This window comes from Myroides sp. C4067, from assembly GCF_038039665.1.
Classification (GTDB): Bacteria; Bacteroidota; Bacteroidia; order Flavobacteriales; family Flavobacteriaceae; genus Flavobacterium; species Flavobacterium odoratimimum.
This window is the reverse complement of record NZ_JBBPHJ010000008.1, coordinates 79,465-105,533: the sequence shown is the minus strand read 5'-3', so window position 1 is coordinate 105,533 and position 26,069 is coordinate 79,465. Positions and strand designations below refer to the sequence as shown.

General features: G+C 35.4%; 22 protein-coding genes and 1 tRNA gene. 14 read left to right on the top strand and 9 right to left on the bottom strand.

Annotated features, from left to right (window positions below; translation table 11 throughout):
• Nucleotides 1-28: 28 nt before the first annotated feature.
• From AABL87_RS07980 to AABL87_RS07930, 11 genes are all read left to right on the top strand, one after another.
• The gene (locus tag AABL87_RS07980) at nucleotides 29-622 is read left to right on the top strand and encodes a porin family protein (RefSeq protein ID WP_006257933.1); all 594 of its coding nucleotides are present in this window, start codon (nucleotides 29-31) and stop codon (nucleotides 620-622) included.
• Nucleotides 623-1,603: 981 nt separating this feature from the next.
• Nucleotides 1,604-1,972 carry a 3-hydroxyacyl-ACP dehydratase gene (locus AABL87_RS07975; protein WP_006257934.1) on the top strand — a complete coding sequence of 123 codons (369 nt, stop codon included), beginning with the start codon at nucleotides 1,604-1,606 and terminating at the stop codon, nucleotides 1,970-1,972.
• Nucleotides 1,973-1,974: 2 nt separating this feature from the next.
• Nucleotides 1,975-2,454 carry a hypothetical protein gene (locus AABL87_RS07970; protein ID WP_006257935.1) on the top strand — a complete coding sequence of 160 codons (480 nt, stop codon included), beginning with the start codon at nucleotides 1,975-1,977 and terminating at the stop codon, nucleotides 2,452-2,454.
• 14 nt (nucleotides 2,455-2,468) lie between these two features.
• Nucleotides 2,469-3,662, top strand: a complete 1,194-nt coding sequence (locus tag AABL87_RS07965; protein ID WP_006260470.1) for a DUF2062 domain-containing protein — start codon at nucleotides 2,469-2,471, stop codon at nucleotides 3,660-3,662.
• Nucleotides 3,662-7,324, top strand: a complete 3,663-nt coding sequence (locus AABL87_RS07960) for a 1-acyl-sn-glycerol-3-phosphate acyltransferase (protein ID WP_341277154.1) — start codon at nucleotides 3,662-3,664, stop codon at nucleotides 7,322-7,324. The genes AABL87_RS07965 and AABL87_RS07960 overlap by 1 nt, the downstream gene beginning before the upstream one ends.
• Nucleotides 7,325-7,329: 5 nt before the next feature.
• Complete coding sequence (locus AABL87_RS07955; protein WP_341277153.1) at nucleotides 7,330-8,868, top strand: phytoene desaturase family protein; 1,539 nt, start codon at nucleotides 7,330-7,332, stop codon at nucleotides 8,866-8,868.
• Nucleotides 8,852-10,507 carry a C45 family peptidase gene (locus AABL87_RS07950; RefSeq protein WP_341277159.1) on the top strand — a complete coding sequence of 552 codons (1,656 nt, stop codon included), beginning with the start codon at nucleotides 8,852-8,854 and terminating at the stop codon, nucleotides 10,505-10,507. The genes AABL87_RS07955 and AABL87_RS07950 overlap by 17 nt, the downstream gene beginning before the upstream one ends.
• Nucleotides 10,507-11,799 (top strand): phenylacetate--CoA ligase family protein, encoded by a 1,293-nt coding sequence (locus AABL87_RS07945; protein ID WP_016649914.1) that lies wholly within the window; start codon nucleotides 10,507-10,509, stop codon nucleotides 11,797-11,799. Before AABL87_RS07950 ends, AABL87_RS07945 begins: the two co-directional genes overlap by 1 nt.
• A 94-nt stretch (nucleotides 11,800-11,893) precedes the next feature.
• Nucleotides 11,894-13,408: a glutamate--tRNA ligase gene (gene gltX, locus AABL87_RS07940; protein ID WP_071307023.1), complete on the top strand. Its 1,515-nt coding sequence runs from the start codon at nucleotides 11,894-11,896 to the stop codon at nucleotides 13,406-13,408.
• 110 nt (nucleotides 13,409-13,518) lie between these two features.
• Entirely contained in the window at nucleotides 13,519-14,034 is a 516-nt protein-coding gene (locus AABL87_RS07935) for a hypothetical protein (RefSeq protein WP_058700016.1), read from the top strand.
• Nucleotides 14,035-14,107: 73 nt separating this feature from the next.
• Entirely contained in the window at nucleotides 14,108-15,094 is a 987-nt protein-coding gene (locus AABL87_RS07930) for an SPFH domain-containing protein (protein ID WP_259637983.1), read from the top strand.
• A gap of 47 nt (nucleotides 15,095-15,141) precedes the next feature.
• On the opposite strand, the gene AABL87_RS07925 is transcribed toward AABL87_RS07930, so the two are convergent.
• The 4 genes from AABL87_RS07925 to AABL87_RS07910 all read right to left on the bottom strand — a co-directional run bounded on the left by AABL87_RS07925 (nucleotide 15,142) and on the right by AABL87_RS07910 (nucleotide 17,904).
• Nucleotides 15,142-15,393: a DUF6327 family protein gene (locus AABL87_RS07925; RefSeq protein ID WP_006257944.1), complete on the bottom strand. Its 252-nt coding sequence runs from the start codon at nucleotides 15,391-15,393 to the stop codon at nucleotides 15,142-15,144.
• A 10-nt stretch (nucleotides 15,394-15,403) separates the two neighbouring features.
• Entirely contained in the window at nucleotides 15,404-15,754 is a 351-nt protein-coding gene (locus tag AABL87_RS07920) for a hypothetical protein (protein ID WP_286402020.1), read from the bottom strand.
• Between the two features lie 18 nt (nucleotides 15,755-15,772).
• On the bottom strand, nucleotides 15,773-16,114 hold the full coding sequence (locus tag AABL87_RS07915; protein WP_025125991.1) for a YtxH domain-containing protein: 342 nt from the start codon (nucleotides 16,112-16,114) through the stop codon (nucleotides 15,773-15,775).
• 107 nt (nucleotides 16,115-16,221) lie between these two features.
• Nucleotides 16,222-17,904, bottom strand: a complete 1,683-nt coding sequence (locus AABL87_RS07910; RefSeq protein WP_006260462.1) for a glutamine--tRNA ligase/YqeY domain fusion protein — start codon at nucleotides 17,902-17,904, stop codon at nucleotides 16,222-16,224.
• A gap of 128 nt (nucleotides 17,905-18,032) precedes the next feature.
• Between AABL87_RS07910 and folB the strand changes: the two genes are divergently transcribed.
• Both folB and AABL87_RS07900 read left to right on the top strand, forming a co-directional pair.
• The gene (folB, locus tag AABL87_RS07905; protein WP_006257948.1) at nucleotides 18,033-18,389 is read left to right on the top strand and encodes a dihydroneopterin aldolase; all 357 of its coding nucleotides are present in this window, start codon (nucleotides 18,033-18,035) and stop codon (nucleotides 18,387-18,389) included.
• Nucleotides 18,390-18,477: 88 nt separating this feature from the next.
• Nucleotides 18,478-18,548, top strand: a tRNA-Cys gene (locus tag AABL87_RS07900).
• Between the two features lie 104 nt (nucleotides 18,549-18,652).
• Here the strand turns inward: AABL87_RS07900 and AABL87_RS07895 are convergent.
• From AABL87_RS07895 to AABL87_RS07875, 5 genes are all read right to left on the bottom strand, one after another.
• Complete coding sequence (locus tag AABL87_RS07895; RefSeq protein WP_006260461.1) at nucleotides 18,653-19,336, bottom strand: LysE family translocator; 684 nt, start codon at nucleotides 19,334-19,336, stop codon at nucleotides 18,653-18,655.
• Between the two features lie 90 nt (nucleotides 19,337-19,426).
• The gene (locus AABL87_RS07890; RefSeq protein ID WP_006260459.1) at nucleotides 19,427-20,095 is read right to left on the bottom strand and encodes a head GIN domain-containing protein; all 669 of its coding nucleotides are present in this window, start codon (nucleotides 20,093-20,095) and stop codon (nucleotides 19,427-19,429) included.
• Nucleotide 20,096: 1 nt separating this feature from the next.
• The gene (gene rnr / locus AABL87_RS07885) at nucleotides 20,097-22,274 is read right to left on the bottom strand and encodes a ribonuclease R (protein WP_341277152.1); all 2,178 of its coding nucleotides are present in this window, start codon (nucleotides 22,272-22,274) and stop codon (nucleotides 20,097-20,099) included.
• A 403-nt stretch (nucleotides 22,275-22,677) separates the two neighbouring features.
• The gene (locus tag AABL87_RS07880) at nucleotides 22,678-23,271 is read right to left on the bottom strand and encodes a toxin-antitoxin system YwqK family antitoxin (protein ID WP_006257952.1); all 594 of its coding nucleotides are present in this window, start codon (nucleotides 23,269-23,271) and stop codon (nucleotides 22,678-22,680) included.
• Entirely contained in the window at nucleotides 23,264-24,145 is an 882-nt protein-coding gene (locus AABL87_RS07875) for a toxin-antitoxin system YwqK family antitoxin (protein WP_039328699.1), read from the bottom strand. The genes AABL87_RS07880 and AABL87_RS07875 overlap by 8 nt, the downstream gene beginning before the upstream one ends.
• A 263-nt stretch (nucleotides 24,146-24,408) precedes the next feature.
• On the opposite strand from AABL87_RS07875, the gene AABL87_RS07870 reads away from it, so the two are divergent.
• The gene (locus AABL87_RS07870; protein ID WP_006262450.1) at nucleotides 24,409-26,022 is read left to right on the top strand and encodes an AMP-binding protein; all 1,614 of its coding nucleotides are present in this window, start codon (nucleotides 24,409-24,411) and stop codon (nucleotides 26,020-26,022) included.
• Nucleotides 26,023-26,069: the final 47 nt, after the last annotated feature.

Here is a 26,069-nt window from a genome sequence, read left to right as displayed (position 1 = left end):
TTTTGGCTACTATAAACACACTATAATTATGAAAAAACTATTACTTACACTTTTAATAGTCATGGGGGTAAGTCAGTCTTATGCTAAAGAGAAAAGAAAGATACTTAATCCCGGTATACGCGGTGGTTGGAGTATTAGTAATGTAACTAATATAGGTGGAGATTATCGCACTGATTTTTACGCAGGGATACAATTGCCTATTCGTTTTGCTAGATTTTATGAATTACAACCTGAGCTGATATACTCACGTCAAGGAGTGAAAGGAACAAATAATAATCCACATTATGATCCGTATCAGCGAGATGCAGATGAATTAAAACTTAGTTACATAGACATTAACGTGATTAATAAATTCTATTTTGGTAAGATTAATTTACAAGCAGGACCTGGTTTAGCTATAGCAACAAATAGCAGTAAGTATAATGTCACTCCTATTGACTTAACACTTAACCTCGGTATCGGTATCGATATTACCAAGCGCATCGGGATAGAAGCTCGCTGGATGCCTGGTATAGTGAGTATTAATGCATCTGCTGATGAGTATCACTATAGTAGTCGATATGATGATTCGGATTATATGCGTAATAATACATTTCAGATAGGAGCCTATTTGAAGTTCTAGTACACAGTATATAAATATATTCAAAGTCGATTAAACGCAATAACATTGCGTTTAATCGACTTTTTTTATGGCTGTTTTTTCATGATTATTTACTCGATATACAGAGCTAATAGTATTTGTAGTTTTTGAAATTTCGTTCGTATTAGGAAGCCTAGTGTGACATTGTATAAGGGAGGATCACATCCTAAAATTAGGAGAACAGATCATAAAATCGTTTTATTCAGACAGATACTAGTATTACATTATTTTAGTGTTTGCCTCCTTTCTAGACAGTTTAGCGTGTCAATTTTATCCCTTTTTTAAGTATATAATTTTCTTGATTACCTACTTTTTATTTACAGATAAGTAGTGCAATGTGTGCTATTTAAGATACAATAGGTGTAAAATACGATATGTTTAGCTCACTATGTTTCCAGTATGCTAGGCTAGTGCTGGGTATGTGGTCGGCTTAAAACAATATTTTTAAGCCGACCAAATGCCTATCATATGCCGACCACAAGCCGACGACCCCGATTTTGTATACTCGGAAAAATAGAGAAATTAGGGCGAAATATGAATTTTAGTCTGTTTTTTACCTTTGTGTTTCTAGTCTGCATTGTGGAGTGTTGTTATTTCTGTGATGAATATTGGGTGATGCAGTCAGTAGAGAAGTAGCTACGTATTGTTTTGAAAGGAGGAGTTTTAGTGTGTTAATCGTTTTGTAATTAATGTGTTATATTCTGTATAGGAGTGGTGAAAGGATGAATAGAGGTGATATAATGAGTTTCTATTATATATTTATTTCTTTTGTGTATAATTAAAAATTAACCTAATATGCAGGGAAATTTTATTGTTATTTGCTGAAGAATATAGATTAAATAAGAAAATAAATGCTAGAACTTCTGTTTTTTTTGTGAAGAAGTTAAATGGCGTTTAAATAACAGTATGTTTTTTTTAATTAGTTTTGCATTAAAGTTTTTTTAAGAAATAATATAGGTATTTATGCTTATCGACAATTTTTATGAAGTAGTTAATTTAGAAGAGACTACAGCGAATCAATATACTGCCTTAGTACGATTAAATACCACGCATGATGTATTTAAAGGACATTTTCCAAATAATCCTGTAATGCCTGGTATATGTATGATGCAGATCATTAAAGAATTGTCTGAATCAATCTCGAAGTGTGAACTTTTTATGGAACAGGTAATCAATGTGAAGTTTATGGCCTTGATTAATCCTGAGAAGTGTAATGAACTAACGTTTTCGCTACAGGTAGATGAGGTAGACGAAATCGTAAAGGTGAAGAGTACTATCGACTTTGTAGGTACTATCGCTTTAAAAATGAGTAGTACTTATAGCAAGAAATAGATATGAAATTCTTAACTGTTATTTTCATTAGTGCAATGATGCTGTTTCAGACTTCGACGACTAGTATCAGAGAACGTTTTGAACACGCGGGAGAGTCTGTAGAACTAGCAGAAGCGTTCTATAATCAGACTCTAAAATTAGATAACACAGATTTGGGCAATGCTTACAAAGGAAGTGCGCTAATCACGAAAGCTAAATTCGAGAAAGGTATTAAGAATAAAAAAGCGCTAATCGTACAGGGGGCTGCACTGCTAGATGGAGCAGTAGCTAGTAAGCCAAAGGATGTAGAAATAAGATTAATCAGGCTCATTATACAAGAACACGTACCGAATATCGTGAAGTATAAAGCGAATATACAAGAAGATAAACTGGTAATACTAGAGAACTATAGCAATCAGTCTGCTGATGTAAAGAAATGGATTAGTAGTTATGCGAAACAATCAAAAGCATTTACTACTGATGACAGAAATAAACTTCTGTAATGGAAGATGAATAAATGAAAGAAGACCTTACCTTACCTAACATACATAATACCATAGGCGAATTGGGCATTTGTGTCTTGATTCCCACTTATAATAACCACAAGACTTTACGGCGTGTTATCGATGGAGTATTGTCTTATACGAATAAGATAATTGTCATTAACGATGGCTCTACAGATGATACCTCAGCTATTTTAGCAGATTATAACAGAGAGTTGCATACTATTCATTTACCAGAGAATAAGGGGAAAGGAAATGCACTGACTGTTGGGTTTAGAGAAGCTATACGCCAAGGGTATCAATATGCTATCACAATAGATAGTGATGGACAACATTATCCGAGTGATATTCCTGTGTTTGTCCAGGCGTTGATGGAGAGTGAAGAGAAGAAACTATTGCTTATTGGTTCTCGCAATATGGAGCAAGAGGGTGTACCGAAGAAGAGTAGCTTTGGCAACCGATTTTCTAACTTTTGGTTTTGGTTTGAGACGGGTATTACTTTGACAGATACTCAATCAGGGTATCGCTTATATCCTTTGCAGTCTTTGGCAAAGAAATATTACACAAATAAATTTGAATTCGAAATAGAGGTTATTGTGCGAGCAGCATGGAATGATGTAGCTGTGCGCAATGTACCTGTACAAGTACTCTATGATGAGTCTGAGCGGGTATCTCACTTTAGACCATTTAAGGACTTTACGCGTATTAGTATACTGAATACAGTTTTGGTAACCTTACTGTTGGTCTATATTATCCCAAGGAATTTTTTTAGACGTTTCAAAAAAAAAAGGTTTAAAGATTTTTTGAGAGAAGATATACTAGGAAGTGATGATTCGAATAGGGTCAAAGCGATATCTATAGGACTAGGGGTATTTATCGGTATAGCGCCACTGTGGGGACTACAGTCGTTCTTATCTATTTTTTTAGCTATCACATTCAGGTTGAATAAAGTGTTGGCATTTACGTTTTCGAATGTGAGTATACCACCGATGATACCTATTATCGTATTTGCATCTTTGCAGCTAGGATATTATTTGGTTCCACATGGGACGAAAGATATTATCTTAGATGAGTATTCTATAACCTCTATGTCTGCACACTTAGTACAGTATCTAGTGGGAAGTATCGTCCTAGCAAGTGTAATGAGTGTACTGTTCGGAACAGTGAGTTATGTATTATTATCTGTATTCAATAAAAAAAGGAAGTAATGTCAAGTGTATTTTATCATATTTATAAATGGGGAGAGAAGAAGAAAGTAATGTTCTTTATACTATCCTTACTTTTTGTGGTATTAACAGCTTATGGGGCTTTAAATATTAAGTTTGAAGAGGATATCACTCGTATATTACCAAAGAATGAAAAGACAAGCATTACTTCGAAAGTACTTAGTCAGCTGCGTTTCTCAGATAAGATATCAGTTATCATAGAGAAACAACAAGAGGGAACTACAGAAGACTTAGTGACGTTAGCTGATCAGTTCTTAGATTCTCTAGCGGTGAAGAACGAATATGTCAAGTCTATACAAGGCAAGGTAGATGATGAGAATATCAATGAAGCAATTAACTTTGTCTATGCACACTTGCCCCTGTTTTTAGAAGAAAGTGACTATGAAAAAATAGCTGTCAAACTGAATAATGATAGTTTAAAGCAAGTCGTAGAAGCCAACTATAAGACACTAATCTCTCCTACGGGAATGGTAGCGAAGCAGTTCATACAGCGAGACCCAATGGGGATAGGCTTTATGGCACTACAGAAGCTGCAACAACTCAATATCGGTGATGACTTCCACCTTGTGGATGGGTATATCATGAACAAAGATGAGGATAAGCTACTCTTGTTCATTGATCCTGTATATGACGGTACAGAGACGGAGCACAATACTATTTTTATCAACTATTTAGAAGAGGTAAAAGAGAGCTTGAATGGAACGTATGCTGATAAAGTAAGTGTAGATTATTTCGGAGCTTCTTTTGTAGCTGTAGCTAATGCTAAGCAGATCAAGAGTGATATACAGAAGACCGTAGCTATATCTGTGACAGTGCTCATGGTTCTATTAGTAGCCTTTTATCGCAAACTATTTATTCCAGTCATACTGTTTATCCCGACTATATGTGCTGCATTAGTAGCCTTGTTTGTCTTGTATTTTATCAAGGATTCTATATCTGCTATATCGTTGAGTGTAGGGGCTATATTGATAGGAATTACGATAGACTACGCCCTGCATATTATGACACACTACAAGCATAGTGGAGATATAAAAGAAGTGTATAGAGAGATCACTAGACCTATCATAATGAGTTGTGCTACGACAGCCATTGCTTTTTTATGTCTAGTATTTGTGCATTCAGAAGCCTTAAAAGATTTGGGAATATTTGCGTCTATTACAGTGATGGCAGCAGGTCTATTCTCCTTGCTATTCATACCTCATCTGTATAAACCGTCTGAGAAAGATTTGGTAGGCAAGTCGAATACACTAATAGATAAAGTAGCTAAGTTTCCCTTTGATAAGAGTAAGTGGTTGTTTGGACTATGTCTTTTAGCGATTGTAGTAAGTTGTTTTACTTTTGACAAGACTACTTTCGATAAGGATTTGTCTTCGATGAACTACTTTCCAGAAGAATTAAAACAAGCAGAAGAAAAGCTCAATAGTACCTTAGATAGCAATAGTAAATCCTTGTATATAACGTGCTATGGAGAATCTGTAGATGATGTGGTAGAAGATAATGCACGACTAGCTCAGCACTTAAAGAGTGAGAAAGCAGATGGACATATCTTGCAGTATAGTTCACTAGGCAATATTGTATTATCTAAGAGTCAACAAGAGCAGAAGATTAAGCTTTGGGACACATTCTGGGCAAAGCAAAATATATCAAGTATAAAGCATACACTGATCAGAGAAGGACAGCGATATGACTTTATGGAAAGTACGTATGAGGGGTTCTATGATTTATTAGATACGAGCTTTGGTGTTATTCCAATTCAAGAATATACAAAGTTGAATCCTCAGATTATGGATGAGTTCTTCATAGAGAAGGATGGATTCTATACAATTAATACGTTGGTCAAAGTACAAGAAAACAATAGAGTTGCATTTGTCGATGAGTTAAAAGGGCCAGAAGAGTATTTGGTGATTGATAGGAAGGCTATTAATGAGACTTTCTTGAGTAATCTGGTGAAAGACTTTACGAGTTTGGTCAATTATTCTTTGATTGCTGTATTGTTGATTCTATGGTTTTTCTTTAGACGTATAGAGATGGTACTAGTGAGTATGGTACCGATCATTATTACCGGATTTATTACTACAGGTCTGATGGGACTGTTTCACATAGAGTTTAATATCTTTAGTTCGATCGTGTGTACCTTGATATTCGGTCAGGGAGTGGACTTCACTATATTTATGACCAGTGCCTTACAGAAAGAATATACAACGGGTAAGAATGAGAGTGTGATGTATCGTTCGTCTATTATCTTGGCTGTATTGACAACACTATTAGCTATAGGTACACTGATATTTGCGAAGCATCCAGCCTTGCGTTCTATCTCTGTAGTGTCTTTGATAGGATTGTCTGTATCGGCTATTTCGGCATTTGTATTATATCCTCGTTTATATCGCTTCTGTTTTACAAATAGACAGCAGAAAGGAAAGTCACCTATTACGTTGCGTTTATTATTGTTTAGTATTGTATCATTTACCTATTTTGGGGTATGTGGTGTATTGTACTCTTTTATTGCAAGGATATTGATGTTCATATTGCCTATGCGAAAAGTAGTTAAGTTGAGGTTGTTTGGCAAGGGAATGTCTTTGTATATGGCTTCTGTATTATACTTAAACCCATTTGTGAAAAAAGGGATTATCAATAAGCAAAAAGAAGACTTCAAGAAGCCAGCAGTTATTATAGCTAATCATACGTCATTCTTAGATTCATTGACGATAGGAATGGTTAACTCAAATATAGTCTATCTAGTGAATGACTGGGTGTATAAGTCACCTATCTTTGGTAGAGCGGTACAGATGGCTGGGTTCTATCCTGTATCTAATGGGGTAGATAATAGTGTAGAGCACTTAGAGGAACGTGTGAAACAAGGATTCTCGTTGATGATATTTCCTGAAGGAACACGCTCATTGACCAATGATGTACAGCGCTTCCACAAAGGAGCTTTCTTCTTAGCAGAGACCTTGAAGTTAGATATTATACCTATGTATATACATGGGAATGCTGAGGTTAATGGAAAGAGAGATTATATCATATATGGAGGGCACATTATTACTACAGTAGGAGAACGCATTACTTATGAAGATAGATCGTATGGTGAGGATTACTCAGAGCGAACAAAGAAGATAAGTAAATTCTACAAAGAACAGTTTAGAGCTATTAGAAGACAACTAGAGGATAAGAATTACTTTAGACGTAAATTGTTCTTAGGATATTTCTATAAAGAAGGCAGTATATTGAAAGAGGTGAAAGATGATTTTAAGCATTATGCAGAGGACTATTATGAATTGGATAATCACTTGTCTGACAAAGAGAAGATATTGCATGTGGGAGAGGACTATGGACAGATTAATTTCTTGTTAACTTTACAACAGAGCAAGCGCAAAGTGTATGCTTATATTCAAGATGATTACAAGCGTAGCGTAGCACAAACCAATTATGTAACAAAGTGTAGAACGGTAGAATATATAACTGATGTATTTGAAATAGATGGTAGTGTCAATACGCTGTTAGTATCTACAATAGTAAGTAGTGAAGTACCTACTACTATCCATAAGATAGTAGTGTTACATAGAAAAGTAAAGGAGTATGTACCTGATAGAAGTTTCAAATTATCTGTACAGAATGAATATATCAGTGTGTATCTAAGAGAATAAAAGTTATGGAGAAGAAGTATGATGTAGTTGTGATAGGAAGCGGTCTGGGGGGATTAGCTTCTGCTGTAATATTAGCAAAAGAAGGAAAGAAAGTCTGCGTACTGGAGAAGAACACACAGTATGGAGGTAACCTACAGACGTTCGCTCGTGATAAGTCTGTGTTCGATACAGGGGTACACTATATCGGAGGTTTAGATGTCGGTGAGAATCTGTATAAGTATTTCTCTTATCTAGAGATTATGGATAAGTTGAAACTATATCGCTTAGATGAGAATGGATATGACTTTATCTCCTTTGAAGATGAAAATATTGACTATCCACATGCCCAAGGGTATGAAAACTTTGTGCAACAATTACTTGTGTTCTTCCCTGAAGAAGAAGAGGCACTGCGCAAGTATTGTGATACTATCAATGATATCTGTCACCGCTTCCCGATGTATTACCTCGAAGGAGGGAAAGGATATGACGAGAATATCGTAAGTATTAAGTTGATCGATTTCTTAGATGAAATAACAAGTAATGAAAAGTTAAAAGCAGTGCTTATAGGTTCTAACTTTTTATACGTAGCAGATAAGGAGAAAACGCCACTGTATGTACATGCCTTGACAGTCAATTCTTACATACAGAGCGCATGGAGATGTGTGAATGGAGGAAGTCAAATCAGTAGAGCGCTTATTAAAGTGCTGAAGAACTATGGAGGAGAGATCTACAAGAATAAAGAAGTTGTAAGTTTTGTTTTTGACAACCAACAAATAGCTTTGTGTAAAACGGCAGATGGAATGCAGTATGCAGCAGATCAGTTCGTCTCTAATATTAACTTGAAACACACGATACGCATGGTGGGTGCAGAGAGGTTTTCTAAACCATTTGTAAAGCGTATTATGAGTCTAGAGGAGGTACCTTCGGTATTCTCACTTTATATTGTATTTAAAAAAGAGTGCTATCCTTATCAGAATAGCAACATATACTATTATAACAGTATAGATGATGTATGGGATACACATCAAAAAGCTGAAGGTAGATGGCCTAATTTGTTAGTAGCTTCTATGAACTGTACTTCTCCTGCACAAGAATGGGCAGATAGTATGACAGTGATGACCTATATGGATTTCGAGGAAGTCAAACAATGGGGAGAGACATACAATGTATCGACTATTAAGAATCTAGGAACTAGAGGAAATAGCTATGAGGATTTCAAACGAGAAAAAGAGCAACTTCTATTAGCTAAGTTAGAGTCTAAATATCCTGGTATCTGCAGGGCTATAAAGAGTGTTCATTCCTCTTCGCCCTTGACTTATAGAGATTTTATAGGGTCAGAACGAGGAAATATGTACGGATTTATCAAGGATGCTAATAGCCCTATGAAGACATTTATCTCTCCGAGATCGAAGATAGGCAACTTATTCTTCTCAGGGCAGAATGTGCGTATGCACGGAGTAATGGGAGTGACTATAGGTGCATTTGTAACTTGTCTAGAGATGGTAGATAAAGATTCTTTGCTAACGAAACTCAATAAGTATAGAGATGATGAAGCATTGGTATAGATATATTGGGACTCTAATTATATGTGCCTTATTAGGAAGTTGTGGTGTAAAGAAAGGATTGAAAGATATTCCTATTCTTGAAGGATGGGATGCCGCTACGCCAGAAGTTAGTATCATACAGGATAGTATTCGCATAACTGATAAAGGCTTTTTAAGTAAGAATAAACAACAATTATGGGAATTGTATGTTAGTGGTGATCCTTATCAAATTGGATTAAATACAGGAGCTCTAACAAAGGATTTGTATCAAAAGCAAGAAACAATCTTCTTCTCAAAAGTAGAGGAGTTTGTACCACCTGGATTTAAACAGAGGATGTTGATCAAGCTATTGAAATATTACAATAGAGACTTGTATCAATATATCCCGAATGAAAACAAAGCTGAAATATACGGGCTAAGTAAGTATGCTACTACTCGATTTGACTTCTTAGGACCAGCTTACCAGCGCAATCTTTATCTTCACGGAGCACATGATATTGGACATGCTTTTCAGGATCTTGCTTTAGTAGGTTGTACATCGCTTGCAGTATGGGATGAGAACTCTGCTGACGGTGGTTTGTTGATAGGGAGAAACTTTGACTTTTATGTAGGAGATGATTTTGCAGAGAATAAGATTATTGCTTTTATACAACCTGATAAAGGAAATGCGTTTATGTCTGTGACATGGGGAGGTATGACAGGTGTGGTATCAGGAATGAATGAAAAGGGACTTACTGTAACACTAAATGCTGGAAAGTCTTCTATCCCACTGAAGGCAAAAACACCTATCTCTGTAGTAGCTCGTGAAATATTACAATATGCTGATAATATAGAACAAGCGATCGCCATTGCTAAGACAAAGAAAGTATTTGTATCTGAGTCTATCATGGTGGGAAGTGCGGCAGATAGAAAGGCAATATTGATAGAGATAGCACCTAAGAACTTTGGGGTATATGACGTAGTGAATAGCAGTGCATTAATCTGCTCGAATCACTTCCAGAGTGACGCCTTTAAAAAGGATAAGCGAAATACCAAACAAATTGAGAAGAGTCACTCGCAATACAGATGGGATAAGGTCAATGAGTATGTACATAATGCTGAGGTGTTGACTCCTCAGAAGATGGTAGAGATACTCAGAGATACAAAAGGACTAAATGGAAAGGAAATAGGATATGGAAATGAGAAGGCATTGAATCAACTCTTAGCACACCATGGTATTGTCTTTCAACCTGAGAAAAGACTCGTATGGATATCTTCTAATCCTTATCAACTAGGAGAGTTCGTTGCGTATGATTTGAATGAGATTTTTAGTAAAGAAAATAGAGGTTATCATTTAGGGATTGATAGTTTAACGATAGCCAAAGACCAGTTTATCGATAGTAATGCGTTTAAAGATTATGAACGCTTTAGAGTAGAAGACCAAGTCTTTCAGCAAGTGATAAAGGATAAGGAAAAAGTCTCAGAGGAATACATTAAAACGTATCAGGCGTTGAATCCTGAGTATTGGTTAGTCTATTACCGTACAGCATTGTATTATATGCAAAAGAAGCAGTATTCTTTAGCTCGTGAGGAGTTTAATACAGCGCTGACTAAAGAAGTGACAACCTTACCTGCCGAACAGAAAATAAAGAAGTATTTAAAGAAAATAAGAAATAAGTAATGGAAAGTTCTCGTATAGATTATCAACCTAAAGAAGATATTCTGAAATATCAAGAGCAAAGGCTACAAGAAGTCTTAGCTTATGTCAATGAATACTCTCCTTTCTATAAAACTTTGTTTAAAGAGAAAGGTATTGATATAGCTACTATTAAAACAATAGAAGATTTACAGCAATTACCTTTGACAGCTAAAGATGATTTGCAGAGACAGAATGATGCTTTCTTCTGTGTACCTAAAACTTCTATTATTGATTATGCCACTACTTCGGGAACATTGGGAGACCCTGTTACATTTGGGTTGACCGATGGTGATTTGGAGCGATTAGCAGAGAATGAGTATCAATCCTTTAAGTGTGCAGGGGTACAACAGGGGGATGTGGTACAGCTGATGACAACAATCGATAGACGGTTTATGGCAGGATTAGCTTATTTCTTAGGGTTGAGAAAGCTAGGGGCTGGAGTTATTCGTGTAGGAGCTGGTATCCCACAACTACAATGGGACTCTATCTTACAGTATCAACCAAAGTATTTAATAGCTGTTCCTTCATTTTTATTGAAGTTGATAGACTATGCCGAGAAGAATGACATAGACTATAATAAAAGTAGTGTAAAAGGCGTAATCTGTATTGGAGAAGCGCTTCGTAAGGATGATTTGACACCTTCTGTTTTGGCTCAGCGAATCACAGAGAAGTGGGATATTAAATTATATTCAACATATGCTTCTACAGAGATGGGAGCGGCATTTACAGAATGTGAGTTTACACAAGGAGGACATGTGAATCCGGAGTTGATTATCACTGAAGTATTAGATGACGAGAATCATGTAGTAGCAGATGGAGAATTAGGAGAGTTGACGGTGACTACATTGGGGGTTGAGGCGCTGCCTTTAATCCGTTTTAAGACAGGTGACATGGTGCGTAAACATGTATCTCCTTGTCGTTGTGGTAGACATACTTATCGCTTAGGACCTGTAGAAGGACGCAAGAGACATATGATAAAATATAAAGGGACGACATTATATCCACCTGCAATAGTAGATTTGTTGAATTCTTTTCCTCAGATTAAGTTACATCTTATAGAAGTTTCTACAAATGATATCGGAACAGATGAGATAGTAATTCGCATTGTGACTGAAGATACGAGTCAAGAATTCTCTAAGAATATCAAAGATACCTTTAGAGCTAAACTACGTGTAGCACCTAAAGTAGTCTTTGAAGCATTTGATACACTGCAACCTATCGTGTTTAATCCAATGAGTCGTAAACCTATTACATTTATTGATAAACGCGTTTGATCTATTTAGAAATAGATAGAGTAGTAAAATATTATACTAAATATCAGTAGATAAATGGCCTTAGTATTTATCTTTGTAAAAAATTTTAAACAAAATGGCTAAGCAAGTTCGCGTGCGTTTTGCACCAAGTCCAACTGGACCATTACACATTGGTGGCGTAAGAACCGCATTATTCAATTATTTATTCGCTAAAAAGCACAACGGAGTATTCTATATCAGAATAGAGGATACTGACCAAAATCGTTTTGTACCAGGAGCTGAGGCTTATATATTAGAAGCTTTAGAATGGTTAGGGATTTCACCTGATGAGACTATCGGTAAGAATGAAAAGTTCGGACCTTATAGACAGAGTGAACGCAAGGAATTGTACAAACAATATGCTGATCAACTAATCGAGAGTGGATGGGCATACTACGCTTTTGATACTGCTGAAGAATTAGACGAATTAAGAAAAGTAGCTGAAGCTGAAGGAAAGACATTTATATATAATCATACGAATAGAGAGCAGCTGAGTACTTCTCTTAAATTAAGTAAAGAAGAAGTGGATACTAAGATAGCTAATGGTGAGGCTTATGTTATCCGCTTTAAGACTCCTGTAGGTGAGACTTTACATCTAAAAGATATTATCAGAGGTGATATCAAGTTCGAAACGAGCTTATTAGATGATAAGGTGTTGTATAAAAGTGATGGGATGCCGACATATCACTTAGCTAATATCGTGGATGACCACCTAATGGAGACATCACACGTGATTAGAGGTGAAGAGTGGTTACCTTCTCTTCCACTACACGAGTTGTTATACAAAGCATTCGGATGGGAAGCTCCTGAGTTCGCTCACCTTCCTCTAATCCTTAAGCCAGTAGGTAACGGTAAGTTATCTAAGCGTGATGGAGATAAACTAGGATTCCCTGTGTTCCCATTAGATTGGCAAGATCCTACATCTGGAGAGAAGTCTTCTGGATATAGAGAGAGAGGATTCTACCCTGAGACAGTGGTAAACTTCCTTGCTTTATTAGGATGGAATGACGGTACAGATCAAGAGATTTTCTCTTTAGAAGAGCTAGTAGAGAAGTTCGATTTAACACGTGTACACAAGGCAGGTGCTAAGTTTGACCCAGAGAAGAACAAATGGTTTAACCAACACTATCTGAAACTACAGAGCGATGCTGACTTAGCTAAGGCATACCAAGTAATCTTAAAAGATAACGGTATCGAAGCGACAGATGCTTATGTAGAGAAAGTAGTAGGATTAATCAAAGAGAGAGCAACATTCGTAGCTGATTTCTATGAGCTGAGTGATTTCTTCTTTGTAAAACCAACAGCATACGATGCTAAGGCATTAAAGAATTGGAAAGAAGATACATCTGATATTATGACACAAGTGTCTGAAGTAATAAAAGGTATCGAGACATTCGAAGCGAAGAATATAGAGTCTATCGTGAAGGATTGGATCAATGAGCAAGGCATCGGAATGGGGAAAGTGATGCAACCACTTCGCCTTAGTCTAGTAGGTGCTGTGAAGGGACCAGACTTATTTGACATCATCGAGATGATCAGTAAAGAGGAGACTATAGAGAGAATAGCTATCGCTGTAGAAGCGAATAAATAAGATATAGAAGAGGTATGAACATCGTTCAAACCTCTTTTTTTATTATTACATATTCTGTGATATTTTGGATATAAATGCCTAAATTTAGGTGTGTATTAAAACGTAATGCTATGAAAAAGGTCGGTTATATTATTTTATTTCTATTCACAGGTTTAGTATTTAATGGATGTTCTAGTGATGATAATGGTGGCTCTAGCGCTGAGAGTGAATGGATAAAATTTGTTCAAAAGCACTTGATTGGGGAATGGACACCTCAGCAGATAGAGGTAAAACCCATTATAGGACAGGCAGTATTTAGCTCTCCTTATCCTCATACTCCTAACTGTAACAAAGATCTATTAGTCCTTCAAAAGGACTTTACAGGTAACTTCGATCACTATGTACAGGGCTGTCAGGTGAGCAAAACCAACTTCAAATGGAATCACAGATTAGGCGAATTGAGTTTTACACTAGATAACGGTAGTGAGATACCGATGATCTTATTAAAAAAGTCAGAGAAGGCTCTCGTACTTGCAGTTCCGGCTAAGGCTGTAAAAGAGTATCTTATCCCTTTATTTCCAGACATAGAGTATATAGAGGATAGTCAATTGAACCTGCTTTTTGCTAATATTATACTGACAAAGTAATAAATAATGAATTATTCTTTTAAATAAGGATATAAATATTTATTTTAACAGAATAATTCATAAAAATTGCACTATGACACCAATGTACTTTATAGTCGGAGCGGTAATTATACTATTACTTCTTGGCTTTTTTACGGTGAAGCAGCAGTCAGCTGTGATCATTGAACGATTCGGAAGATTTAATAGTATTAGACATTCTGGATTACAAATTAAGATACCTTTTGTGGATAGAAAGGCAGGAGTGGTAAATCTTCGTATCCAACAATTAGATGTATTAATCGAGACTAAAACGAAAGATAACGTATTCGTTAAACTGAAAGTTTCTATTCAGTTTAAGGTTATCCAAGATAGAGTAGAAGATGCGTTCTACAAGCTAGAATATCCTCATGATCAGATTACTTCGTATGTATTTGACGTAGTACGTGCAGAAGTACCTAAACTGATCTTAGATGATGTGTTCGAGCGAAAAGATAATATCGCTATCGCGGTGAAACGCGAATTAAATGAAGCAATGACAACATACGGATATGATATCATCAATACACTAATCACGGATATCGACCCTGATATCCAGGTAAAAAATGCGATGAATCGTATTAATGCGGCGGATAGAGAGAAAGTAGCTGCAGAATATGAAGCAGAAGCAAGTAGAATCCGTATCGTAGCAAAAGCAAAAGCTGAGGCTGAATCTAAGCGCTTACAAGGACAAGGTATCGCTGATCAACGTAGAGAGATCGCACAAGGGCTAGTAGAGAGTGTGGATGTATTAAATAAAGTAGGTATTAACTCACAAGAAGCTTCTGCGCTAATCGTGGTTACGCAACACTATGATACGTTACAGTCTGTAGGTGCAGATAGCCGTTCTAACTTAATCCTATTACCAAATGCACCATCAGCAGCGAGCGATATGCTTACGAATATGGTAGCTTCATTTGCAGCTAGTAGCAAGATAAAAGAAATGAGTACTGTAGAAGGTGTTCCTAAGCGTTCTGAGGACTTTTCTTCTAAAGAATATAATGATTACTCATCAAGCTATGAAGATGGCTTAGAAGATGAATAAATACAAAAAGGGCTCCATCTACATGGAGCCCTTTCTTATTAAAAAAACTATTTGTTTTTAGTTCTATTCTTAAAGAAGTATTTTAAAGCAGTTGTTATTAAAAACGCTTGAATATTACTCGAACCTTTTACATAAGATGTAACTGAGCCTAATGTATTTCTAACGACTCTATCAGGTGATAATTCTGTTTTTATATTATCTACTGCTCTAAAGACTTTGTGATAGTGTATATCTTTTTTCAGTTTTAGAACTTCTAGATCATATTTGATTTCTTCAAAAGAAGAATAAGACTTTCTCATCGTACCAGTTTTAATCGTTAAATATTATCTCAGATAACTTTCTAAGAAATGGTTTCTCTACTAGAGGTTTTCTAAATAGATAAGCTAATACAGCTATCAGCATATAGAATGCTGCTACTAGTAAAAAACCTAGAGCTGTACTCTCAAGACAAGCTGCTAAAGCATAAGCTGCAAATAAAGATAAGAAAAGTAGAGACATCATAACAAACAGACATACTAGAAGTAAAGTCATAAACTTACTCCCAGCTTTGGCTGTAATTTTAAACCCCCATAAGCGATAGTAATCTAAACTTGTATTGATAAACTCTTCAGAGTTACTCTTAATGTCGTCTAGATTCTCTTTTATATCCTTAAATGCCATTTCTTATATACTACTTGATTACTTCTTAGCGTTTTCAGCTATACTGTTGCCTTTAGACTTTAACTCTGCTAATTTTTTTTCTAAAGCAGCGATTACGTCATCTTTTTTGTCTTCTGTATGAGCTAAAAATTCATCAAATCCAGCTTCGAAATCTTGTTTCTTTTTTGCTACAGTTTGACGTACTTGTTTTTTTAATTCATCAATTTTATCACTTAAATCATCTTTTGACTCATTAAATGTTTTTTTGATTTTTTTACGTGTTTTTTTTCCTTCGTCAGGTGCAAATAATATTCCTAAACCTGCTCCTACTACTACTCCAGCTAATACTGCGATAGCTGTATTTCCTAAACGATTTGACATAGCTTTTAATTTTTAAAATGATTAATACTCTAAGATATAAAAAAAGCAGTGTTTTAACCGTTAATTTTTAGTTAAAACACTGCTTTTGTGTAATTTTTATAGAAGTATTACTTTTGTTCTACTTTTGCCCAAGTATCTCTTAAACCTACGGTTTTATTGAATACTAGCGCTTCTGGAGTACTGTTTTTATCTACACAGAAATAGCCTAAACGTTGGAATTGGAATTTATCTCCTTCTACCGCTGTACTTAGACTTGGTTCTAGATATCCTTTCACTACCTCTAATGAGTTAGGATTGATAAAATCTAAGAAGTCTACCTCCTTATTACCATCAGGGTTTTCATCTACGAATAGACGGTCATAGATACGCACTTCTGCTTCTACTGCATGAGGTACAGATACCCAGTGTATAGTTCCTTTTACTTTTCGCTTGCTCGCTTCAGATCCACTACCACTTCTACTGTCAGCATCATAAGTAGCGTGTATCTCAGTAATGTTGCCATTCTCATCTTTTACTACGCTTTCACCTTTGATGATATAAGCATTTTTAAGGCGTACTTCTTTTCCTAAAGTCAATCTAAAGAATTTGCTATTCGCTTCTTCTTTGAAGTCTTCTCTTTCGATATAAAGCTCTTTAGAGAAAGGTACTTTGCGGAAAGTCATTACTTCTTCTTCAGGGTTATTCTCTGCATCTAGCCACTCTTCTTGTCCTTCTGGATAGTTAGTGATTACTAGTTTTACAGGATCTAATACTGCCATCACACGAGGAGCTATCTTATTAAGGTCTTCTCTAATGCAGAATTCTAATAGAGATACATCGATAAGGTTATCACGCTTAGCGATACCTATCGTATCAGCGTAGTTTCTAATAGAAGCTGCTGTGTATCCTCTTCTTCTCAGTCCTGATATCGTAGACATACGTGGGTCATCCCATCCTGTCACGTGTCCTTCGCTTACTAGACGAGCTAGCTTACGCTTACTTACTACTGTATGTGATAAGTTTCTTCTAGCGAATTCGCGTTGTTTAGGTCTGATATTATTCTCATCTACCACTTGATCTAAGAACCAATCATATAACTCTCTATGAGGTAAGAACTCTAATGTACAGAATGAATGTGAGATGCTCTCTAAGTAGTCACTCTCTCCATGAGCCCAGTCATACATAGGATATATACACCAGTCATTATTCGTTCTGTGGTGTGCTTTTTTCATGATTCTATACATGATAGGATCACGCATAAGCATATTCGTATGTGCCATGTCTATCTTAGCACGTAAAATATGAGTTCCTTCTTCAAATTCGCCATTCTTCATTCTCTCGAATAAATCAAGGTTCTCTTCTACAGATCTATTTCTATATGGACTATCTACACCTACTGTAGATGGAGTACCTTTTTGCTGAGCCATTTCTTCTGAAGTTTGGCTATCAACATAAGCTTTACCGTCCTTAATCATTTGGACAGCCCAGTCGTATAGCTGTTGGAAATAGTCAGATGCATAAACTTCATTTGCCCATTTGTACCCTAGCCACTCTACGTCTTGCTTGATTGCGTCAACAAACTCCTGTTCTTCTTTAGAAGGATTGGTATCATCAAAGCGCAAGTTCACAGGCGCATTGTATTTAAGACCTAATCCAAAGTTTAAACAAATAGAACTCGCGTGACCTAAATGCAAATAACCATTAGGCTCAGGCGGAAAACGGAAATGAAGTTTTTCTGTTGGCAAACCATTCTTGATATCTTCTTCAATGATTTGCTCAATAAAGTTTAATGATTTCTCTTTTGTTGACATGGAAATAATTATTATAACTACAAAGGTATCAAAAAACTAATCAAAAGCTGATAGTCTTTTAGCATATTATGAATTATAGGAGGCAAATAATTTGTACTTTTAGCCATTATTAAACAAACAAATGTGTTATGGGAATAATTAGATTAAACAATATTAGAACGTTTTCTTTTCATGGATGTATGGATGAAGAGGCAAAAATAGGTTCGGATTACCGAGTAGATTTAATTGCGAAAGGAGATTTTACGATGGCTGCTTCTACAGATGATTTGAAACATTCTATAGACTATGTTCACTTAAATACAATCGTGAAGGAAGAGATGGCTATTCGATCTAAGTTATTAGAGCATGTAGCACAACGAATCATCGATAGAGTAATCCTAGAAATAAGAATGGTAGAAGAAATAACAGTATTAGTTTCTAAAATAAACCCTCCTGTAGGTGGTGATGTAGAATATGTAACGGTTGAAATGCAAGGAGTTAGATAATATCGTCTTGAATTGTTGTAAAAAAGTACATTAATTGGTTTTGAAATATCAAAATATTTAGTAAGTTTGCAATCCAATTCAAGGACAAGGCTTCGTGTCCGAGTGGCTAGGAAGCGGTCTGCAAAACCGTCTACAGCGGTTCGAATCCGCTCGAAGCCTCAACTAAAGGATAGTGATTTCACTATCCTTTTTTTATGCATTATAGTTAACGTTATATCTTATTATAAAAACAAAGGGATTAGTAATTCACTAAGCCCTTTGCTTTATCTCTTACTCTCTAGATTAGGGAGAGGGAGATTAATATGATTATCTGCAGATTTTGGAAGTATTCCTTTAATCATAATGACTAGCCCGAATACCATAATAACGATACTGCTTATTTTTTTTATCTTTAAGATATTGGTTGCTGTGAGCTTTTCGCGTAGTTTCTTTGCTAAGAATATTTTGAAAAGATCTGTAACGAAGTACGCTAGAATAGTGAACCCAAAGAAGGTAAACATCTTATTAGGATTCATATCCATCTGCGGGCCTAATGTTATAATAATCCCTAACCAAAAACCGAGTACTCCTACATTGATAAAATTAAGTAGGAACCCTTTTGCAAATAAGTTTAAGTATTCTCGTCTTAGATTAGGTGGGGCTATTTGTAAGGTTTGTACTTGTACCTTTTTTAGTTTGATAAAAGAGATAATCCCATAAGTAAGCATAATCATTCCCCCAAAGAGGAATAGTGCAGGGTCATCCTTTATCGCATTGATTAATTTAAAGCTACTAAAGAACGCTATAGCGAAGAATACCGCATCAGCTAATATAACACCTATATCGAAGGCTATAGCTGCCTTAAACCCTCTTGTAATACTTGTCTCAATAAGAATAAAAAAAACAGGTCCGATCATAAAACTCAGAAAGAATCCAAGAGTGACACCTGTTAATAAATCATCAAACATCTTATATAATTAAAAAATGCCAATTCTAGAATTGGCATTTATTCATAATCTTTTGCAAGATACATTTTTTTGTATAAAAACGTATTATTACTAATCTACTTTTTTAATTACTCCACCTAGAACATTCTTTTCACTAATTGTTTTAGGGGTTCCATGAACTCTGATTTCTCCACCTGCTCTCACCTTTGCTTCTACGAGTTCAGTAGCTCTTACTTCTGCAATACCACCAGCATTTACAGTAACGATAGTTTGATTTGTTTCTAAGTCTTGACTCTTTACTTTAGCACCAGAACTATTCAGTACATCTTGTACATTTGCTTTTCCTTTTAGTGTAATAACTGAACCCGCACTTGACTTAACAATTGCTTTGTCTACATCTATATTTAGATTAATCATTCCACCAGTCTTCGCATTTATAATTAGTGTAGTTGCCTTGATAGGAGTTTCTCCTTTTATGCTAGCCCCTTCGCCTGCTACTACTTCAGATAGCTTGTTGTAGTATAGTTTTACTTTGATATCATCTCCTTGAAAACTATTAATGAAGTTCATCTTTATTTTTAGAACTCCGTTCTTGTTTACTACGTTTACATAGTCTTCTTTATCTCCTTCAATTTCTATTTTACCTTCTTCTCCAGGAACTAAAGTTACTGCAATTTGATCAAAAACATTAACTTTTGAAAAGTCTCCTATTGATTTCGTTTTTTGTGCAAAAGAAATTGTACTTGCCATTACGGCAATGAATAAAACGATTTTTTTCATCTTAGTTTACCTTTTTAATATAGTTGAAATCTAATTGTTTTTTTACAAGATCTGCATTCTTAACAGTAACGATAACTTCATCACCTAGTTGAAGCATCTTTTTCGTTGCTTGTCCTACTAATGCATATTGTTTCTCTTCGAATACGTAATAGTCTTCTTTTATTTCTCTAATACGCACCATACCTTCACACTTGTTATCTACTATCTCTACATAGATACCCCATTCTGTAACACCTGAGATAACACCCAAGAACTCTGTACCTTGTTGATCTTGCATGTATTTCACTTGCATATATTTGATACTATCTCTTTCTGCGTTGGCAGCTAGATTCTCTCTAGAAGAACAGTGTGAACATTTTACTTCATATAACTCCGGATTTACATTATCACCATGGTCTAGATAGTGTTGTAATAATCTATGAGCCATTACGTCAGGATAACGACGAATAGGTGAAGTAAAGTGAGAATAGTAATCAAACGCTAATCCATAGTGCCCGATATTGTTCGTAGAATAACTCGCTTTACTCATACATCTAATCGCTAGAGTATCTACTAAGTTTTGTTCTTTTTTACCTTCTACATCTTTTAGAAGTTTGTTGATAGACTTAGAGATACTAGACTTAGACTTGAAGTTAATATTATGTCCAAAGCGTGCAATCACAGTCTGTAGACCAAATAACTTCTCTTGATCTGGTTCGTCGTGTATACGGTATACGAATGTTTTCTTTTGTTTACCAATAAACTCAGATACTTTTCTATTCGCTAATAACATGAATTCCTCAATCAAATGATTAGCTTCTTTTGATTGTTTGAAGAATACACCTACTGGCTCAGCTGCTTCGTTTAGGTTAAACTTAACCTCTACTTTATCAAAAGAAATAGCACCATCTGACATACGGTTCTTACGCATGATCATTGCTAATTCATTTAGCTTTAATACTGCATCAGCTACTTCTTCACTTACTTCTTGATCTTCTCCTGTAAGCGAGATATCAGCAGGAATAACTCTGTCTTTAGAGTCAATGATATACTGAGCTTCTTCGTAAGCCATACGTTGGTCAGAATGCGTTACAGTACGACCAAACCATTTGTTTCTGATTTCTGCTTTATCGTCTAATTCAAATACGGCAGAGAAAGTATATTTATCTTCATTAGGTCTTAACGAACAAGCAAAGTTAGATAACACCTCAGGTAGCATAGGTACAGTTCTATCTACTAGATATACAGAAGTAGCTCTGTTATAAGCCTCTTCATCTAGGATAGTTCCTTCTTTTACATAGTGAGATACGTCAGCAATGTGAATACCTATTTCGTAGAATCCATTTTCTAACTGACGGAATGATAAGGCATCATCGAAGTCTTTTGCATCTTTAGGGTCAATCGTGAACGTAAGAATATCACGCATATCTCTACGCTTCGCTATTTCCTCTTCAGTGATAGAAGTATCTAAGTGATTAGCATATTCATCTACTTCTTTAGGGAATTCAGCTGTTAATCCATATTCAGCTAAAATAGCGTGTATTTCAGTATTGTGCTCTCCTTGTTTACCAAGTACTTTCATCACTTTACCGAATGGGCTATCTGCTTTCTCTGGCCAATCTTCTATTTCTACTACGACTACATCTCCATCGCGTGCCTCTCCTACTTTTTCTTTAGGAACGAATATATCTGTGTACATCTTAGCATCTGCAGTAGATACGAAAGCAAAGTTTTTTTGAATCTCGATAACTCCCACAAATTGTTTTTTGTGTCTTTCTAAGATTTCTACTACTTCTCCTTCAGGTTTTTTACCTTTTCGTTTGTTGTAGATATATGCTTTAACGAAGTCACCATCTAAAGCCTTGTTTAGGTTATTTGTTGGGATAAATACATCATCCTCTACTCCTTCTACTACTAGATAAGCAGTCTTACGAGAAGTCATATCGATATAACCTTCAACATAGTTTGCTTTAGGAATGAATCTGTATTTACCAGTTTCAATCTCTTCTATTTTTCCTTTCGAGATAAGGTGTTTAAGCTCTTTGATAATCTCATTTCTACCTTGAGTATCGTTTATTTCTAATTGGGCAGCGATCTGTTTATAGTTATACGTTTTAGTCGTATTCTTTGATAAGAATTTTAATATTTTTGGAGCAAAGTCAAATGATTTACTCTTTTTATGTTTAATTTTTTTTGCCATTTTCTAATTCATTATGTTTACCTAAAATAGGGTTGGTAATTATCCTTAAATGTACGAATTACTAACTGTTTTATCCTATTTTTAGTAATATTTTAATTTGATTGTTTTAATCAGCGATAGTATTTCTTCTTTTGTAGCTAAGTTTTTGAAGAAATAGGTCGAGAAATAACTCTTTTAGAGAAAGGAAGGTAGAGTTATTTAATACTTATATTTTATCGTTGATCAGTACACTGTACTTTCATTTCATGAAGTACGTTTGATCCTGCAAATTTATAATGTTCTAGTTTATTTTCCAAAAACTCCCTAAAAAGAGAGATAAAATAATACAAAAAGCAAGAATAAGGTACTTCAGTATCCTATTCTTGCTTTACAATTTATTCCTTTAACGTAGTGTAAAAGTGGATTAGTCAAAGTTTAACCCATGTGAGAACTTCCCATTTTCGTAATAGTCTATTTTGATTACTTTTCTATTTTTATAGTAACTTCTTTGATCAAGTTTTCCTCTAGTTGTAAACTTATCTTCTTGTGTAATAATACCTTCTACATAGGTTGTTGTATATTTTATTTTACCGTTGTCATAAAAGCGGTGGTGTAATTCTTTCTTATCGTTTCTGAATAATGTCTCATATTCTATCTTTCCATCATCATCATAGAACTTACTTATCCCCTCTTTTAATCCTTCTTGATAGGCATATATTCCCTTTGTTTTACCATTCTCATAATAGGTTCTGTATTCTCCTTCTAGCTTACCTAGTACATATTTGCCTTCAGAAAAAAGCACTCCATTGCGATAGTAAGTTTTTCTAATCCCAGTACGCATGCCTCCTTTATAAGTGACATCCTCTACTTTTATATCATAATCATTGTATTGTTGTATTCTGCCATCTAGTGGTTTACCATCTAGTTGATACAATACAGCTTCTTCTTGTCCATATACAGTTGTTATTGAGCAAGTAAGCAAAGTACATAAAATTGAAAATAGAGCTTTATTATTCATCTTCATCAGGATTAAAGGTTTGCATTGCTTTTATAACTAGTGGTTCATATACCTTCTTATAGATGATATCAGATTGATCTATTAGCTTACCTTTCCCATTGTGTAGAGTAGGTCTATCTACTTCATATCCGTTTTGGAATGTTCTTCTAATGTATAGATCAGCAGCAACATATTGTTTGTACTCCCCATCTAGCAGACCGTTGATATAGTTCATTTCTTTGACAGGATTACCTTTAGTATCTGTCACTTTTCTTAAACCACTCCTCTTACCATTTAGATAATAATTGTCTTCTAGTAACGTTCCTGCTGGAGCGTATATCTTCTCAGGTCCATCTTTTTTATCATTCTTATAAAGTGTTTTAATCTTTACTTTGCCATTAGGGTGATAATAGAAGAATTCTCCATCGAGCTTATTCTGGATATAGGTAGATTTCTGAAGAAGTTTACCATCTAAGTAATCTTTAGAGATACCATTAAGTACTCCGTTTTTATAATTGTACTCATCTTCTAGCATTCCATTTTCTGAGTAAGACTGAGCTAAACCTTCTCTATCTCCATTAACGTAGGTTGCAGAATAGGTTAGTTTTCCATTAGTATAGTATTCTTTAAAAGTTCCGTTTAGCTTATTGTCTTTGTAGGTACATTCTTTTTTTAGCTTTCCATTATCGTAGTAACTTTTATTAATACCTTCTTTTTTACCATTTACTAAGGTTGCTTCTTCCGCTAATTGGTTGTTGGCATAAAAGCATTTTAGTTTCCCATTTAAGGGCTTATTTGTATCCGCATATTTGTAAGTACCATCGTCTATTTGTGCATATATACTTATAGAACAGAAGACTGTGCATAGTATTGCTATTAATTTAAGAGGTCTCATATTCAGCTGTTTTAATTATACATATAGGTGTACTATAAAGTTACTGATTTATAGTCTATTAGTCGTTTTAGCGATGCCTCTATTTATGGTAGTAATTACTTGTTTGTTTGACTAAAAGAAGGGAGTTAGAGAATAGGATAATTTTTTGAGGATAATGATGCCTTTTATCTAGTATAGCTAAGATTCTTTATAGCAATTAATTATATAAACCGAATTGTATTTAAAATTTCGTACTTTAGAAAAACCAACAAAAAACTATATTTATGAATACTATTTCTTATGTGCATGGTGCATCTGATACACCATTGTTAGGAGAAACCATAGGACAGAATCTAAAAAAGATAACAGATCAATACCCCAAAAATGAGGCATTAGTCAGCGTTCATCAAGGATTCAGAGCAACGTATCAAGAGTTCTATCACTTGACGACTCAAGTTGCAAAATCATTATTAGCTCACAATATACAGAAAGGAGATCGTGTAGGGATATGGGCACCCAATTGTTATGAGTGGGTGCTTATGCAGTATGCTACGGCTCGTATAGGCGTGATATTAGTTAATATTAACCCTGCTTATCGAGCACATGAGATCGAGTTTGCGGTTAATCAATCTGAAATATCCCTTATTGTATCTGCTCCAAGTTTTAAAAGTAGTGATTACCGAAAGATTATCTCCTTGATTTTTGAAGATTGTCCTTCGTTAAAAGAAGTTGTTTTCTTAGGAGAAGAATGGGATACTTTCTTATCAGATAGCGATCAGATAACAGATGGAGAACTAGCCATCATAGAAGACTCTGTACAGTTCGGAGAAGCTGTTAATATACAATATACTTCAGGGACTACAGGTTTCCCTAAGGGAGTAACCCTTACACATCACAATATCCTAAACAACGGTTATTTTATTGGTAAGCGTTTAAAGTACACTACTACAGATAGAGTCTGTATTCCTGTGCCTTTTTATCACTGTTTCGGTATGGTTATAGGCAATCTGTGTTGTACTTCTCATGGAGCTACGATCGTGATTCCAAATGACGGATTTGACCCTGCTAAGACCCTTCAGGTAGTACAAGACGAGAAATGTACTTCCTTATATGGAGTGCCTACTATGTTTATTGCAGAACTACAGTTGCCTAACTTTAAAGAGTATGACCTTACCTCTTTGAGAACGGGAGTGATGGCTGGCTCATTGTGTCCTGAGCAAGTGATGCGTCGCGTGAAGACAGAGATGAATATGGAGGAAGTGAGTATCTGTTATGGTATGACAGAGACTTCACCTGTATCTACCCAAACACATATCGGTATTGATATTGTCAAACAGACCACGACAGTAGGAACTGTACAAGACCACCTAGAAATCAAAATTATAGATCCAGAAACAGGTAGAATAGTTCCTAGAGGAGAAGCAGGCGAACTGTGTACACGTGGGTATTCAGTGATGTTGAAATATTGGAATAACCGCACATTGACCTCTGAGGTATTAGATGAGAATAGATGGATGCATACAGGAGACTTGGCTACTATGGATGATCAAGGGTATATTTCGATTACAGGACGTATTAAAGACCTTATTATTCGTGGAGGGGAGAATATATCTCCGAAGTGGATAGAAGACTTCTTATACACTCATCCCTCTATTGCAGATGTGCAGGTTATCGGGGTTCCAGATGAGAAATATGGAGAAGAGATTATGGCTTGGGTAATCTTAAAACCTGGAATAACCTTGACAGGTGAAGAATTAAAAGGCTTCTGTACCGAGAAGATAGCCCACTTCAGAATACCGAAGTATTGGAAGTTCGTATCGGAATTCCCAATGACCATATCAGGTAAGGTAAGAAAAGTAGAGATGAGACAAATAGCAGTGGAAGAATTAGGGCTGTAGAAAAGATTTATTCTTAACTTTGTACAAAATTATTCAACACAACACAC

What these genes read in the sequence shown, in the direction of transcription:
- AABL87_RS07925 (WP_006257944.1), bottom strand. Translation starts at nt 15,393, where the DNA reads ATGAGAAAGTCTTATTCTTCTTTTGAAGAAATCAAATATGATCTAGAA.
- AABL87_RS07965 (WP_006260470.1), top strand. Translation starts at nt 2,469, where the DNA reads ATGAAAGAAGACCTTACCTTACCTAACATACATAATACCATAGGCGAA.
- AABL87_RS07950 (WP_341277159.1), top strand. Translation starts at nt 8,852, where the DNA reads ATGAAGCATTGGTATAGATATATTGGGACTCTAATTATATGTGCCTTA.
- AABL87_RS07915 (WP_025125991.1), bottom strand. Translation starts at nt 16,114, where the DNA reads ATGTCAAATCGTTTAGGAAATACAGCTATCGCAGTATTAGCTGGAGTA.
- AABL87_RS07870 (WP_006262450.1), top strand. Translation starts at nt 24,409, where the DNA reads ATGAATACTATTTCTTATGTGCATGGTGCATCTGATACACCATTGTTA.
- AABL87_RS07920 (WP_286402020.1), bottom strand. Translation starts at nt 15,754, where the DNA reads ATGGCATTTAAGGATATAAAAGAGAATCTAGACGACATTAAGAGTAAC.
- AABL87_RS07890 (WP_006260459.1), bottom strand. Translation starts at nt 20,095, where the DNA reads ATGAAAAAAATCGTTTTATTCATTGCCGTAATGGCAAGTACAATTTCT.
- AABL87_RS07960 (WP_341277154.1), top strand. Translation starts at nt 3,662, where the DNA reads ATGTCAAGTGTATTTTATCATATTTATAAATGGGGAGAGAAGAAGAAA.
- AABL87_RS07910 (WP_006260462.1), bottom strand. Translation starts at nt 17,904, where the DNA reads ATGTCAACAAAAGAGAAATCATTAAACTTTATTGAGCAAATCATTGAA.
- AABL87_RS07935 (WP_058700016.1), top strand. Translation starts at nt 13,519, where the DNA reads ATGAAAAAGGTCGGTTATATTATTTTATTTCTATTCACAGGTTTAGTA.
- rnr (WP_341277152.1), bottom strand. Translation starts at nt 22,274, where the DNA reads ATGGCAAAAAAAATTAAACATAAAAAGAGTAAATCATTTGACTTTGCT.
- AABL87_RS07980 (WP_006257933.1), top strand. Translation starts at nt 29, where the DNA reads ATGAAAAAACTATTACTTACACTTTTAATAGTCATGGGGGTAAGTCAG.
- AABL87_RS07930 (WP_259637983.1), top strand. Translation starts at nt 14,108, where the DNA reads ATGACACCAATGTACTTTATAGTCGGAGCGGTAATTATACTATTACTT.
- AABL87_RS07970 (WP_006257935.1), top strand. Translation starts at nt 1,975, where the DNA reads ATGAAATTCTTAACTGTTATTTTCATTAGTGCAATGATGCTGTTTCAG.
- AABL87_RS07880 (WP_006257952.1), bottom strand. Translation starts at nt 23,271, where the DNA reads ATGAATAATAAAGCTCTATTTTCAATTTTATGTACTTTGCTTACTTGC.
- AABL87_RS07895 (WP_006260461.1), bottom strand. Translation starts at nt 19,336, where the DNA reads ATGTTTGATGATTTATTAACAGGTGTCACTCTTGGATTCTTTCTGAGT.
- folB (WP_006257948.1), top strand. Translation starts at nt 18,033, where the DNA reads ATGGGAATAATTAGATTAAACAATATTAGAACGTTTTCTTTTCATGGA.
- AABL87_RS07975 (WP_006257934.1), top strand. Translation starts at nt 1,604, where the DNA reads ATGCTTATCGACAATTTTTATGAAGTAGTTAATTTAGAAGAGACTACA.
- AABL87_RS07875 (WP_039328699.1), bottom strand. Translation starts at nt 24,145, where the DNA reads ATGAGACCTCTTAAATTAATAGCAATACTATGCACAGTCTTCTGTTCT.
- AABL87_RS07945 (WP_016649914.1), top strand. Translation starts at nt 10,507, where the DNA reads ATGGAAAGTTCTCGTATAGATTATCAACCTAAAGAAGATATTCTGAAA.
- AABL87_RS07955 (WP_341277153.1), top strand. Translation starts at nt 7,330, where the DNA reads ATGGAGAAGAAGTATGATGTAGTTGTGATAGGAAGCGGTCTGGGGGGA.
- gltX (WP_071307023.1), top strand. Translation starts at nt 11,894, where the DNA reads ATGGCTAAGCAAGTTCGCGTGCGTTTTGCACCAAGTCCAACTGGACCA.